Origin of the sequence: Sorangium sp. So ce362 (assembly GCF_051519845.1) — a bacterium.
GTDB lineage: Bacteria > Myxococcota_A > Polyangia > Polyangiales > Polyangiaceae > Sorangium.
The window spans coordinates 1,877,772-1,891,184 of sequence record NZ_CP150332.1 but is presented as its reverse complement, the minus strand read 5'-3'; the positions used below and the strand labels follow the sequence as shown (position 1 = coordinate 1,891,184).

The window sequence follows — 13,413 nt, the reverse complement described above, 5'->3', positions numbered from 1 at the left end:
GCATGCCTCTCCTAGTGCTCTGACGCGATTCTGTTGAACCAGTCGGATCCGAAAACTCGCTCGGCGTCGCGGACGGTGAACTTCCAGTTGTTCTTGCGGCGAGCTCGGTCCGCAACTGCATTCCATTGCCGGACGCGAGCCCGGAGTTCCTTGAGCGTCGGGATGCGGTTACGGCCGAGGCACTCCCTGGACACGAGGCTGGCTTCGATCTCCGCGGCGTTCAGCCAGCTCGCGTGCTTCGGCGTGTGGTGAAACGCGAAACGCGAGGCAAGCGCGTGGCCCCGCTCGGCCCCGAAGGCCTTGATGAGCGATGCAGGGGTGTGAGTATTGAGGTTGTCGAGCACCAGGTGAATCCGACTCGCCCGCGGGTAGGCGCGGGCGATGCGCTCGGCGGCGAGCGCGAAGGAAGGACGCGTCCGATCCTCGGTCGCGTGGGTGAGATGGCGCCCGGTCTTCGGCTCCACGATGCAGAAGATGTTGGCGGTTCCCCGACGGACGTACTCGTAGTCGATGCGCCGTGGCTTCCCTCGGCGCATCGGCCTGTCGGGCCTTGCGCTGTCGTGCAGGACGACGGGGCGCTCATCGAGCGCTATGACCGGTTCGCTCGGGTCGTGGGGCCGGGCGTACAGCTCCAGCACGTCCTTCATCCGCTCGACGAACGGCGTGTCGATCTTCGGAACGCACCACATTTTTTCCCGCCAGGGTTTGATGTCCTGGTCGGCGAGGGTTCTTCGTATGGTCTCTTGGCTGACCGCGCGAACGATCTTGCCGCTGCTGGAGCGGGCGGCGGCGCGCGAGGGAAGCGGGCTCCGCGACGTCCGGCTTGCCATCGAGCAGCTCTGCAGGGGCGAAGAGCGTGCCCGCGCGTCCGGGGAAACAACCTTCGCTGAGTTCGCCGAGTTGGTTGTTTCTGGAAGGCTCGCCGAGCAATACCCACTGCATGTGAAAGCGCTTCGCCATCCGGAGCAATACCGGCATAAGCTCAATCATGTTCTAGGGGTACTCGGCCCCGTTCCTCTCCCTCGTTTGACGCTTGATCATGCGGATCGAGCGATCTCCATGCTGCCAGGACATCTTGAGGACTCCTCGCGTCAGGGAGTCGCAAAGGTCATTCATCGGATACTCGCGCTCGCGACCTATCCGGCGCGCATCATCGTAAGCAATCCGCTGCCGCGTGGATGGATCCCCAAGGCGGAGGACAACAAGGCCAAAGGCTCCCTCTATCCCGACGAGGATAGGCGCCTCATGGCGGCGGTGAATATGCCGCTGTCCTATCGGATCTTTATGGCTTCCTGATTCGCGAGGGAATGCGGGCGGACGAGGCCGGAAGGCTGGAGCCGTCCGACCTCGATCTCGAGCGCGGCGCCGTGGTGCTCGACGACATGGGGGATTTCGCGCCTCTGGACGAGGCGATCCCCGAGCTGAACGGCAGGGGTGGCCGTTTAGGTGGAAGTGATCCCATGTCTGCCGGACGGGAGGCGGGCTCGCCGTCGCCGAGCAACGGCGCGTCCCTTGTCCGCGCGCTGCACCACCGAGCGCCGGCCGCGGTCGTTGACCACGCCGGCCAGCCCGCAGCGGGCGCCCCGGTGGCTGCATGCGGCCCGTTGGGCCCGCGTTGGGCCACGCCGGCGAGCGACTCGGCCGCGAATCAGACATAACAGATTGAAATTTTTGATATTTCGTCCGTGTCCGCCTCGTCGTCCCAGAAATCCTGGCGGGATTTCTGACGCGCGGGGCCAGCCGGGCCCCGCCCGCCGTCGCCCCCGCGCGGCCGCCCTCCGCCCCGGCGGCGAACGCGCCTGGCCGGAGGCGCCGCGGCGCCCTACCTTGACCGCCATGAAGAAGCTCCGTGTCGATGTCTGGTCCGACATCGCGTGCCCGTGGTGCTACGTCGGCAAGCGCCGGCTCGAGGCCGCGCTCGCCAGGTTCCCGCGCCGGGATGCGGTCGAGGTCGTCTGGCGCGCGTTCGAGCTGGACCCCGCGGCGAAGCGCGTCCAGGACGCGGAGGTCCCCTACGCCGAGCGGCTCGCGAGGAAGTACGGCGCGTCCGTCGCCAAGGCCGAGGGCATGATCCGGCAGATGACCGAGGTGGCCGCGGCGGACGGGCTCGAGCTCCACTTCGAGAAGGTCCGGCCCGGCAACACCTTCGACGCGCACCGCGTGCTGCACCTCGCGGCCGAGCGCGGCGTGCAGGACGCGGTGAAGGAGCGGCTGCTCCGGGCCTACATGACCGAGGGCGAGGCGATCGGCGAGCCCGAGGTGCTCGCGCGCCTCGCCGGCGAGGCGGGGCTCGATCCGGCCGAGGTCCGCGAGGCGCTCGCGGGCGACGCGTTCGCGCGCGAGGTGCGGGCCGACGAGGCCGAGGCGCGCGCCATCGGCATCACGGGCGTCCCCTTCTTCGCGATCGGCGGGCGGTACGGCGTCTCCGGCGCGCAGCCGGCCGAGGCCCTCCTCGGCGTGCTCCAGCGGGCGTGGGACGAGGCGGCCGACGCGCCCGACGCGCCCAACCACGCGCTCGCCGAGGGAGCGGCCTGCGGCCCGGACGGGTGCGCGTGAGCCGCCGGGCGTGATAGAGCTGCCGGCCGATGTCGATTCAATGGTATCCCGGCCACATGACCAAGGCTCGGCGCACGATCGCCGAGTCGATGCCGTCGCAGGACATCGTCATCGAGGTGCTCGACGCCCGCATGCCGCAGGCCAGCGAGAACCCCGTCGTGGCCGAGCTGCGCGGCCGGAAGCCGTGCATCAAGGTGCTCAACAAGAGCGATCTGGCGGACCCGGCCGTGACCCGGGCGTGGCTCCGCCACCTCGAGGAGGAGCCCCCGGCGCTCCTCGGTGAGGCCTCACGTGAAGCATCGCGTGAGGCGCCGCCCGGCGGCAAGGTGCTCGCGATCGCGATCTCCGCGACCCAGTCGTCCGAGGCGCGGCGCCGGATCCCGGAGCTCTGCAAGCGCCTCGTGCCCCCCAAGAACGGCCCGGGCAAGGTGGTGCGGGCCATGATCGTGGGGATCCCCAACGTCGGCAAGTCGACGCTCATCAACACGCTCATGGAGCGCAAGGTGGCCAAGGTCGGCGACGAGCCCGCGGTCACGAAGAGCCAGCAGCTCGTCACCTTGAAGAGCGGCATGGCCATCTCCGACAACCCGGGGATCCTCTGGCCGAAGATCGACGACGAGGCGGCCTCGTTCCGCCTGGCCGTGGGCGGGGCGATCCCCGACACGGCCATCGATTACCAGAGCGTCGCCCTCTTCGCGGCGGGGTACTTCCTGCGGCGCTATCCCGAGCTGCTCGTCGCCCGCTACAAGCTGAAGGAGCTGCCGGAGACGGCCGCCGCGCTGATCGAGGAGATCGGCCGCCGCCGCGGCTGCCTGCGCGGCGGCGGGTCGGTGGACCTGCACAAGGCGTCGGACATCCTGGTCCACGACTTCCGCGCCGGGCGCCTCGGGCGCATCAGCCTGGAAGAGCCGCCGGGGCTGGAGTCGCCCTCGGGGATCGAAGAGAGCGCCTGAGCGGCGGCGCGGCGCGCTCGGTGATGCGCGACCTTGTACGGCTGCCTTCCGACCCGCGTGCTACCAGGCAAATACCGATCTTCATGAGGGCTCCCTCCAGCCAGGAACGAACATCTCATCAGGGTAAGCTGGGGTGTCCATCCTGTCAGCGCGCGCTCCAACCTGTTGGACAGTGTCCAATCCGCCGCCTCGCCGTCGAGGCGCGGGCCCTGGCGCTCGGCCGGCGTCGCCCGGGGCGCGGCGGCGCGGCGACGTCGAGCTGCCGCGCATGCTAGGCTCGCCGGTCGGCGTGAACGCCTAGGATCTTCGACCGGCGACGGCCGGCGCCGCTATCCTCGGGCCGCGGCGGCCGCCAGGCGGCGCCGCCGCGACGCCCCTCACCCCATCCACTCGACGAGGACCTCACTCCATGGCCGGAAGCAGCCTGCTCGCCCTGATCGACGACATCGCCACCGTGCTGGACGACGTGGCCGTGCTGACCAAGGTGGCCGCCAAGAAGACCGCCGGCGTGCTGGGCGACGACCTCGCGCTGAACGCGCAGCAGGTGACCGGCGTCACCGCCGAACGCGAGCTGCCGGTCGTGCTGGCCGTGGCCAAGGGCTCGATGATCAACAAGGCGATCCTGGTGCCGGCGGCGCTGGCGATCAGCGCCTTCGTGCCCGTGGCCATCACCCCCCTGCTGATGATCGGCGGCGCCTTCCTCTGTTACGAGGGGTTCGAGAAGGTCGCGCACAAGGTGCTGCACTCCGAGCAGGAGGACGAGGCCCACCACGCCGAGCGGGTGCACGCGCTCACCGACCCGAAGATCGACCTCGTGGCGTTCGAGAAGGACAAGATCAAGGGCGCGGTGCGCACCGACTTCATCCTGTCGGCCGAGATCATCGCGATCACGCTGGGCACCGTGGCGGCGTCGCCGTTCGGCACGCAGGTCGCCGTGCTGACCGGCATCGCCCTGCTCATGACGGTCGGCGTCTACGGTCTGGTCGCCGGCATCGTCAAGCTCGACGACGCCGGCCTCCACCTGAGCCGCCAGGGCGATCCGGTCCAGCAGTCGCTGGGCCGCGGCATCCTGAGGGCGGCGCCCTGGCTGATGAAGGGCCTGTCGGTCGCCGGCACGGCGGCGATGTTCCTTGTCGGCGGCGGCATCTTGACGCACGGGGTGCCGTGGCTCCATCACCGCATCGAGGACATGACCCACGGCGCCGGCCCCGTGCTCGGCGCTGTGGTGCCGTCGCTGGCGAACGCCGTGGTCGGCGTCGCGGCCGGCGCGGTGGTGCTGGGCGTCGTGACCGCGGTGAAGCGGGCGCTCGGCCGCGACAAGCACGCCCCCTGAGGCCGAACACGACCCGCGAGCTCGCCTCGCTCCTCCTCGTCGCAGCGCCCGCCCTCGGCTGCACCGCGCCCGCGCCACGGCCGGCGGACGCCGCCCCTTAAGCGGCCGCCGCCCGGCACCTCGTCAACCAGGGATACGTGGTGATCGCGCCGAATTTCCGCGGCTCGACGGGCTACGGCGACGAGTTCGCGTTCGCGAACCGGTTCGACTGGGGCGGCGGCGACCTCGACGACGTGCGCGACGCCGCGGCGTGGGTGGCGCGTACAGGAGGGCGCTCCGCCGCGGTGATCAGCCCTGTCCCGGCCGCACAAGGGCCGCGAGCAGCCTGTCGAGGGCCGCGGCCGGGTCGGCGCCGAGGCCGACGTGGACGCGCGAGGGCTGGACGATGGTGCTAGCCGGCGACACGAGCCAGCCGAAGCGCTCGGCCTGGGGGAGCCCGGCGACGTACCCGCACGCCGGATCGCCGGCGCAGACGCGGCGGATGAAGTCGAGGTGGTTGCGGACCGCATCGAGGTCGAGATCGGGCCAGAGGGCGAGCAGGCGCCGCTCGTCGGGCTCGAGGCGCGCGTCGAGGAAGCCCCGGGCGCGGCAGAAGAGGACCACCCCGACGTTGACGCGCTCGCCGCGCTCCACGCGCGGGACCACGCGCAGCACGGCGTAATCGAAGGGGTCGGCCCCCGCGCGGGCAGGCGGAGGGCTAGCGCCGGGCTCGAGCATCGAGCGCCTCCTCGACGAAGCCCCGCGGCGCCGCGAGGCGGCGGGTCAGGTAGGCGGCATACGCCGCGCGCCGCGCCTCCGCGACCGGCGCGGCCTGCGGCCCGGGCTCGTCCACCGGGTCGGACGAGAACGCCGAGCGCCGCTCTCCGGCGAGCCGGACCGGGGGCGCCTGCTCGACAAGCCACGCGTCCGGGATCGCGGCGACGATCTCCGCGATGCGCTCGGGCGTGAGCCGGGCGCTCAGCGCGGCGTCGGCCGCGGCGAGGTCGCCGGCGAACGGCAAGAGGACGTGGTTCCCGATGAGCGGGAAGCGGTCGGGGGCGTCGGCGAGCGGATCTGTCGCGTCGGTCCAGGCGTGGTGGACGTAGAGCGCCGCGCCGTGGTCGATCAGCCAGAGGCGGCGGTGCCACAGGAGCAGGTTGGGGTTCTTGGGCGTCCGGTCCACGTTGCTCACGAAGGCGTCGAACCAGACGACGGCCGCCGCAAGCCCGGGGTCGAGCGCCGGGCCGGCGAGCGGATGGAAGGCGAGCGACCCGGGCAGGTAGTCGAGGGCGAGGTTCAGGCCGGCGCTCACCGAGAGCAGGTCCGAGAGCTCGGGGTCCGGCTCGGCGCGCCCGAACTCGGGGTCGAGCTCCATGAGCACGATCTCCGGCACCGGCAGCCCGAGCGCGCGCCCGATCTCCCCCGCGACGAGCTCCGCGATGAGCGCCTTCGGCCCCTGGCCGGCGCCGCGGAACTTCAGCACATAGAGCCCGTCGTCGTCGGCCTCGACGAGGGCCGGCAGCGACCCGCCCTCGCGGAGCGGGGTGACGTAGCGGGTCGTGTGGACGGTTCGGATCATGCAGGACCTTGGCGACATGGCGGCCTGCGCCCCTCGGGTCAGGCGGCGGTAGTTGACGACATCTCGGCGCTCGATGCCAGCGCGTCGCCGCCGCGCGCGGGTCCGGCGGCTCGCGAGGCGACGCCGCGGCCAGCACCGACGACAGCAGGCGTGCATTTACGTTACGTGAAACGGGGAAGCTGGGTCGAGCTGGGTCGCACCCGAACGCGCGCCCTCGATGATCGATGAGGCCGGCCGGGCGCTCGCTCCGCGCAGCTGCGCGAGAACGAGCGCCGCAGGCCGTCCTGGCTCACTCGCCGAGGTGATCCAGCCGCGAGCCAGGCACGGTCTGGTAGTCACCGAGCAGCAATCCCTGCAGATCGGCCGTGAACTCGAACGGACCGATCACATGAATGACCTCGCCGCTCGCGCCACCGGCGCCGCCCTCGCCGCTCGTGCCGCCAGCGCCGCCCTCGCCGCTCGTGCCACCGGCGCCGCCCTCGCCGCTCGTGCCACCGGCGCCGCCCTCGCCGCTCGTACCACCGGCGCCGCCCTCGCCGCTCGTACCACCGACGCCGCCCTCGCCCGTCGCGCCACCGGCGCCGCCCTCGCCCGTCGCGCCACCGGCACCGCCCTCGCCGCCAGCGCCCGTCGCGCCACCGGCGCCGCCCTCGCCGCCAGCGCCCGTCGCGCCACCGGCGCCGCCCTCGCCGCCAGCGCCGCTCGTGCCGCCGGACCTCGTGACGGTGATGGAGTCGACGTAGACCACGGTCGGGTTGGCCCAGGGCCCCGCGCTACCTGCATCGACCTTGAGGCCGATGCGCCTCACCTTGTCCTTTTCGAACTTCGGAGGGTCCGTAGCGGCCGCAGCGGCGGCATCGACGTCAATGGTGAGCTCCGTCCACTCGCTCAGACTGCTGAAGTCCGTCCACGCCCAGGGGACGCCCGCCCAGGTCTGGTCCTGTCCGTTCTGTACGAACGTCTGCACCCCACCGCCGGTGGCGGCGTGGGCCTTCAAACGGAACGTGACGGTGGCGCCGGTCAGGTCGACGAGCGCCGGGAAGTCGAACTGGAACAGCGTCCCTGTGGTGGCCGCGGTGAGCGGCACGGCCAGCCGGGCGCAACCCGAGCAGCTCTCGTCCGGACCAGGACCGATGTCTGGAGCGCCGCCCCCGCCGCCTTCATTCGTGCCGCCCTCGCCGCCTTGGCCGCCCTCGCCGCCTTGGCCGCCCTCGCCGCCTTGGCCGCCCTCGCCGCCCTCGCCGCCCTCGCCGCCTTGGCCGCCTTCGCCGCCTTCGCCGCCGCCCCCCGTGCTGGTCGAGCCCCCGGAGCCGCTCGTCGACGTGCTGGAGGAGGTGCCCCCGCCGCTACCGCCGCCGTCGTCGTCGCCGCAACCCGTCAACGCGAACGCGCCGGCCACAAATCCACATAGCGCCAAAGAAAGTACTGATCTCATCGCATCCTCTCCATGTGTCCTACGCGCGGTCGCGCGGCTGAGATCGCCGTTCGCCGTACCTGCTCTTGCCGTACCCGAGCTCTCTCCGAACCCGCCGCGCGGGCGCGACGTTATCCCGAAGCCGGAATTTTCTCAACGGCGCAGGTGGACTTTTCCGAAACGCAGCCCTCGGCGCGCCGGACGCTCATCGATCGTCGGTTTCGCCGCCTGCGCGGGCCGCGCCCGAGGTGCTCTCGGATCCCGCCTGGAGACCCGACCGTCCGGCGAGACGACATGGCGCTGATGGCCGTGGAGCTCGACGGCGCCGGCTTCTTGAAACAGGGCCAGCACGGCGCGCTCGTAATCTGGCTCGCATGCGGCGAACACGGCCTCGGTGCAGTCGCGCCTCTCAGGCGGCTCCGGCGAGCAACCGCTCGATCTCGTGCATCGTCTCGACATCATCGCCGACCATCGCCTTCATCGACTGGATCCTGCGGCACACGATCGCGGCGATCTTCTCTTCAACGGTGTCGTCGGCATACGCCCAGTAGACCTGCGCAAAGCGTCCATCGCGGTGACAGCGGCCCTCGATCTGCGCCATCTGGATCGCCGACCACCGCAGATCGTGGATCACCTCCGAGCGCGGCACCTCGTTGTGCTCGCCCTGGTGGAGCGAGATCCCCTCTTCCACGGTGAACAGCACCACGAGCGGCTCGCCGCGCTGGAAGCGGAGGCGCTCGGCCTCCTTCTCGCCGGCCGGCAGCGCGCCGTGGATCAGCGCGCACGGGACGCGCTCCCGGGCCAGCGCGGCCTGCACGGCCTCGAGCGTCTCCATGAACGCGACGGAGACCGCGACCTGATGCCCGTTGTCGAGCAGCTCACGCACGAGCTCCACGGTGCCTGGCACGCGGATGAGCGAGCTCTTCTGTCGCAGGCGCAGCGTCGCGGCGAGCGCCGACCTCGGGTTCGCGCCCTTCGGCACGAGCTCCATCTCGCGGCGGAACGCGGTCCAGGCCTGCGCGTAGAGCTCCCGCGCGGAGGCGTCGAGCTCGAGGGGGGTGAGGATGCGGTTGATCTCGGGCCAGCCAGCCACGTCCTCCGGGCGACGCCGCATCCCTACCGCGGGACGGCCGTCGAACAGGAGGGCACGCACCTTCTCGCAGTCCGCCGGATCGCCGCGCCAGTCCCACCTGCCGAAGGCGCCGCGCGCAACCCCGAGCCCCTGGTCGGCGCACCACTGCTCGAAGTCCTTCAGATCCGCGGAGCGGCTCCCGGTCGCGCTGGCCAGGAGCGGCGCGAGATACGACAGCTCCAGCGGGTTCTGCCCCGCGGTGGCGGAGAGCCACAGCACGAACCGTGCGCGTGCGTTGAGCTTGACCGCGAGCTTGGAGCGCGCCGCCGCCGGGTTCTTGCAGCGGTGGCTCTCGTCCCAGATCACCACGTCGAACTCCGCGGCGCTGCCTGCGCGCGCCAGTCCCTTCTTCGATCGGATCCTTCGCCGCGCCTCCGGGGTCACCTCGAAGAGCTTGCCGAGCCGATCATAGTTGATGATCACGACCTGTTTGCCCGCGTCGCCCATGGCCTGGACGGTGCGGCGCCAGTGCGCGACGACGGCGAGCGGGCAGACGATCAGCACCGTCGTGACGTCCGGCATCCCGAGGACCGCTGCCCAGGCGGTGATCGTCTTGCCGAGGCCGACGTCGTCGGCAAGGAGGAACCCGGCGCGCCTCGCGGCTTTCGCGGCGGCGATGGCCCGCACGCCGTCCAGCTGGTGCGGGCGGGGGACGATCGCGCCGGCGGGGGCGGCCGGCGCGGGCGCGGGGTCGTCGTTGAGCGCGAGCTCGATGCGTCGCTCCCACGAGTACGGCGCGGCGCGGAGCGGCGCGAGGGCCGGCGGGAGCGTCTCTGCGCGAACGACGAACACGCCGTGCGCCGCGTCCCAGCGCGCGCCGCTCGCGGACGCGACCGCGCGCATCGCGAACGGGACGTCGAGCACATGGGCTCGCTCCGCCGCCGCGCGCGGAGCAGGGGCCGCTGGAGCGGCCCCGCTGGAGGCTCTATGCGGGGCCGAGACCGTTCGCTTGGCGCGCATCGTCGTCATGACGGCCCTGATACCAGCGCGGCCGCGCGCCCGCGCAGGATTCGGCGTGAAGGCGCAGGCGAGACCTCCTTCTCGAGCGCCTTCGGGAGCTCGCGCGATCAGTCGGCGATGTGAAGCAGCGTCGAGCCTGCCACTGGCATATAATCGCCGATCACCATGGGCTCCACGCCGGTCGTGAACTCGAACGGGCCCACCACATGAACCACATCTCCACCGGGGCCGCCGCCCTCGCCGCCCTCGCCGCCAGCGCCGCCAGCTCCGCCAGCTCCGCCAGCTCCGCCTTCGCCGCCCACGCCGCCGGCCCCAGCCACGCCGCCTTCGCCACCCGCGCCGCCTTCGCCGCCGGCGCCGCTCGTGCCGCCCGCGCCGCCTTCGCCGCCGGCGCCGCTCGTGCCACCCGCGCCGCCTTCGCCGCCGGTGCCGCCCGCGCCGCCTTCGCCGCCGGCGCCGCTCGTGCCGCCCGCGCCGCCTTCGCCGCCGGCGCCGCTCGTGCCGCCCGCGCCGCCTTCGCCGCTCGCGCCGCCCTCAGCGCCCTCGCCGCCCGCGCCGCGCTCGCCACTCGGGCTCCCGGCGCCGCGCGCACCGCTCATGCTCGCGGGCCTCGTGACCGTGATGGAATCGACGTAGATGACGGTCGGGTTGGCCCAGGGCCCCGTGTCGCCCGCCGTGACCTGAAGCCCGAGCAACGCCACCACGGTTCCCTTGAAGAAGGGAGACGTCGAGGCCGCGGCATCGACATCGATCGTGATGTCCACCCACTCTCCCAGGCCGGCGACCGGATTCCATTCATAGCCGATGTTCGCCCAGAACAGGTCAGCCCCGTTTTGCACGAACGGCTGCAGGCCACCCTTCGTGCCGGTGTGGGCCTTCACGCGGAACGTGACGAGGGAGCCGGTCAGGTCGACCGGCTCGTCGAACCCGATGAAGAACTGCGTCGCTTGCCCTGCGCTCATGAGCGGCACGGAGAGCCGCGCGCAACCGGAGCACTGCTCGTTCGGATCGGTGCTCCCACCGCCGCCTGCACCCGAGCCGCCGCCGGCAGCTCCCGTGCCGTTCGAGCTGCCGGTCCCGCCTGTCAAGCTCGACGTGCTGGAGCTGGAGGGGCTCCCGCCAGCGCCGCCGCTGCCCAAGCCGCCGTCGTCACCGCAACCCGCTACGGCGAACGCGCCGACCAGCAAACCGGTTATTGCCAGAGAATGAACGGTTCTCATCCGAGCCCCTCCTTGGATCTATCCCGCGAGGATGCGCGGCCGAAGCCGCCGTTCGCCGTAACGGCTGCCGCCGCACCCGAGCTCCTCCGAGCCAACGCCGCAACCTCGAGATTATCTTGCACCGATAGCTTTCTCAACAGCAAGGACGATCGAATACGTTGTCAGGAGCACAGCGAGCGCGTTTTGCGATCATGGATCGCTGGGTACGCTGCGAGGGCGGCAGCCACATCAGACCACCTGTGGAGTCGAGCTCGGAGCGCAGCGCGCCTCTGGCGCCGGCGGCCGAGCGCTCAGGGGCGCTCGACCGTGGCGCGATGACGCCGAGACGACGGCGGCGCCGTTCACGGGGCCCGTCGAGGCGCAGGGCTCAGCGCCCGCCCGAGGCCGGCGCCGCGGTGGGGTGGAGTAGCATCAGGGCGATCGCCGCGACATAGAACGAGAGGCCCGCCAGCAGGAACGCGATGGCGACGCGGTAGATCGTGGTCTTGCGATCCCGGTAGGCGAGGGAGACGAGGAGCCAGCTGCGCATGTCGTTGCCCGGCTGCTGGGTGAGCCAGCGGATGTGCTGCACACCCCAGACGATCAGCGTCGCGGCGAGCAGGACGATCCCCACGCCGGCGATGATCAGCCCCTGCGCGGCGCGGCTCGTGCCGGCGATGAGGCGGCCCGAGAAGCCGGTCGTGGTGATGACGATGCCGCACAGGCCGATGAGCACCTGGGCGCGGTTGTGGAGGACGGCGAACTGCCCCTCCACGATCCTGTGCGCGACCTCCCAGGACTCGGCCCCGACGAGCTTGATGAACCGGTCCACCTCTTCCTCTCGCGCAACGCTCTTCATGACCGACGCCGTAGCACTCCGGTGCCCGCGCCTCATGCCCCTCGCGCGTCCGCCCGCCTCGCGCCCGGGCGCGGCTCGGCTCGGGCAGCGCCCGACTCACCCGCCGCCGCGGCGCGCCGCACGGGCGAGGAACAGGCAGAACGCCGCGAGGGTGAGCGCCGCCATGAGCGCGCCGGCGACCCACAGCACGGGGCGGTGCCCATAGCGATCGACGCCCATTCCCACGACGGGCGCGAGCAGCACGAAGGCGAGGCGGAACAGGAAGCTGCGGAGCGACACGCAGCTCGCGCGATCGCTGTCGGGCGCGAGCCGCTGCTCTGCGTGGTGGAGCAGCGGCATGTGGAGGCCGCGCATGAACGTGAGCAGGAAGTAGAACGCGAACCCGAGCGCGTGATGGGAGAGCGCCAGGCCGAGGTACCCGGCCGCCACAAGGGCGACGCACACGAGCAGCGTCCCCGTCATGCCGAGGCGGCGGCCGGCGCGCTCGCTCAGCATCGCGCCGATCGCTGTGGTGAAGCTCGCGACGGCCCACATGGGGCCTATCCACGTGACCTTGGCGCCGGCCTCGGTGGCGTACAGGGCCATGAGCCAGGTGGGCAGATACGACGCGAGCGCGAACACGACCCCGAGCAGCAGCACCGCGCGGAAGTCGGCGCGCTCGAACAGCGCGTCGCGCACGATCGCGCGCATGCGGCCGAGGTGGTCCTCGACCTTCGGCCGCGCGCGCTGGGTCTCGCCGAACCGGAGGGCGATCCCGAGGGCGAGCACCCAGGCCGCGACCTCGAGCAGGAACGGCAGGCGAGACCAGCGCGCGTACAGGAAGCCCGCGATGAGGGCGGAGCTCCCCGAGGCGATCTGCGCGATCGAGCGCATGCGGCCGTACCAGCGGGCGAACTCGTGCTCCCTGCCCTGCTCGCGGAGCGAGTCGTAGAGCAGCGCGGAGTCCGCCCCCGAGACGAGCGAGAACCCGACGCCGAGCACGAGCTCGGCGAGCAGCACCGACCAGAGCGCGTGCGCGAGCGCGTAGACCAGCCAGCCGAGCAAGATGCTGCACGAGCCGAGCACGAGCGCGCGGCGATGGCCGAGGCGGTCGGCGATGTAGCCGGAGGGGAACTCGAAGAGCGCGATGCTCAGGCTGAACGAGGCCTGCACGCTCATCATCGTGGCCACGCTCATGCCGATGTCCTGGGTCCAGAACAGCGGAAAGATGGCCGCCGGGAACATCAACGAATGCACGCCGTAGTAGGCGCAGATGAGCCAGGGGTTCCGCTGGACGGGCGACATGACAGGAGGGCGCGAGCTTACGCCGCCGAGGGCGCCGCGTCCTCGATCGGCGGGGCCCCGCGCCGCGCGACGAACAGCCTCTCCTCGGGCCTGCCGTGATCGCGAGACGAGGGAAGCACCGGGGGTGACGCGGGGATGGCGCGGAGATCCCGACCCGCTTCGGCG

At 71.7% G+C, this 13,413-nt stretch carries 12 protein-coding genes and 1 pseudogene; 5 read left to right on the top strand and 8 right to left on the bottom strand.

From position 1 onward, the window contains the following. Nucleotides 1-11: 11 nt before the first annotated feature. Nucleotides 12-830 (bottom strand): IS630 family transposase, encoded by an 819-nt coding sequence (locus WMF17_RS07480; RefSeq protein WP_437601276.1) that lies wholly within the window; start codon nucleotides 828-830, stop codon nucleotides 12-14. On the opposite strand from WMF17_RS07480, the gene WMF17_RS07475 reads away from it, so the two are divergent. The 5 genes and pseudogenes from WMF17_RS07475 to WMF17_RS07455 form a co-directional block, all read left to right on the top strand. Then, nucleotides 736-1,296: a hypothetical protein gene (locus WMF17_RS07475; RefSeq protein ID WP_437604397.1), complete on the top strand. Its 561-nt coding sequence runs from the start codon at nucleotides 736-738 to the stop codon at nucleotides 1,294-1,296. The two genes, WMF17_RS07480 and WMF17_RS07475, sit on opposite strands and share 95 nt — an antisense overlap. Before the next feature lie 540 nt (nucleotides 1,297-1,836). Continuing rightward, nucleotides 1,837-2,556 carry a DsbA family oxidoreductase gene (locus WMF17_RS07470; RefSeq protein WP_437601274.1) on the top strand — a complete coding sequence of 240 codons (720 nt, stop codon included), beginning with the start codon at nucleotides 1,837-1,839 and terminating at the stop codon, nucleotides 2,554-2,556. A gap of 29 nt (nucleotides 2,557-2,585) precedes the next feature. Next, entirely contained in the window at nucleotides 2,586-3,509 is a 924-nt protein-coding gene (gene ylqF, locus WMF17_RS07465; RefSeq protein WP_437648784.1) for a ribosome biogenesis GTPase YlqF, read from the top strand. A gap of 409 nt (nucleotides 3,510-3,918) precedes the next feature. After that, complete coding sequence (locus WMF17_RS07460) at nucleotides 3,919-4,842, top strand: DUF808 domain-containing protein (protein ID WP_437648783.1); 924 nt, start codon at nucleotides 3,919-3,921, stop codon at nucleotides 4,840-4,842. Nucleotides 4,843-4,973: 131 nt separating this feature from the next. Beyond that, nucleotides 4,974-5,237, top strand: a pseudogene (locus WMF17_RS07455) (prolyl oligopeptidase family serine peptidase); the annotation flags it as partial. Here WMF17_RS07455 and WMF17_RS07450 read toward each other — a convergent pair. The 7 genes from WMF17_RS07450 to WMF17_RS07420 all read right to left on the bottom strand — a co-directional run bounded on the left by WMF17_RS07450 (nucleotide 5,131) and on the right by WMF17_RS07420 (nucleotide 13,248). Further along, complete coding sequence (locus WMF17_RS07450) at nucleotides 5,131-5,559, bottom strand: DUF3037 domain-containing protein (RefSeq protein WP_437601270.1); 429 nt, start codon at nucleotides 5,557-5,559, stop codon at nucleotides 5,131-5,133. The pseudogene WMF17_RS07455 and the gene WMF17_RS07450 overlap by 107 nt on opposite strands. Next, nucleotides 5,540-6,400 carry a HipA family kinase gene (locus WMF17_RS07445; protein WP_437601269.1) on the bottom strand — a complete coding sequence of 287 codons (861 nt, stop codon included), beginning with the start codon at nucleotides 6,398-6,400 and terminating at the stop codon, nucleotides 5,540-5,542. The genes WMF17_RS07450 and WMF17_RS07445 overlap by 20 nt, the downstream gene beginning before the upstream one ends. Nucleotides 6,401-6,689: 289 nt before the next feature. After that, the gene (locus WMF17_RS07440) at nucleotides 6,690-7,835 is read right to left on the bottom strand and encodes a hypothetical protein (RefSeq protein ID WP_437648782.1); all 1,146 of its coding nucleotides are present in this window, start codon (nucleotides 7,833-7,835) and stop codon (nucleotides 6,690-6,692) included. A 388-nt stretch (nucleotides 7,836-8,223) separates the two neighbouring features. Beyond that, nucleotides 8,224-9,915 carry an SNF2-related protein gene (locus tag WMF17_RS07435; RefSeq protein ID WP_437648781.1) on the bottom strand — a complete coding sequence of 564 codons (1,692 nt, stop codon included), beginning with the start codon at nucleotides 9,913-9,915 and terminating at the stop codon, nucleotides 8,224-8,226. Nucleotides 9,916-10,013: 98 nt separating this feature from the next. Then, nucleotides 10,014-11,126: a hypothetical protein gene (locus WMF17_RS07430; RefSeq protein WP_437648780.1), complete on the bottom strand. Its 1,113-nt coding sequence runs from the start codon at nucleotides 11,124-11,126 to the stop codon at nucleotides 10,014-10,016. Between the two features lie 367 nt (nucleotides 11,127-11,493). Next, entirely contained in the window at nucleotides 11,494-11,964 is a 471-nt protein-coding gene (locus tag WMF17_RS07425; RefSeq protein WP_437601263.1) for a hypothetical protein, read from the bottom strand. A 96-nt stretch (nucleotides 11,965-12,060) separates the two neighbouring features. Then, nucleotides 12,061-13,248, bottom strand: a complete 1,188-nt coding sequence (locus WMF17_RS07420) for an MFS transporter (RefSeq protein WP_437648779.1) — start codon at nucleotides 13,246-13,248, stop codon at nucleotides 12,061-12,063. Nucleotides 13,249-13,413 lie beyond the last annotated feature (165 nt).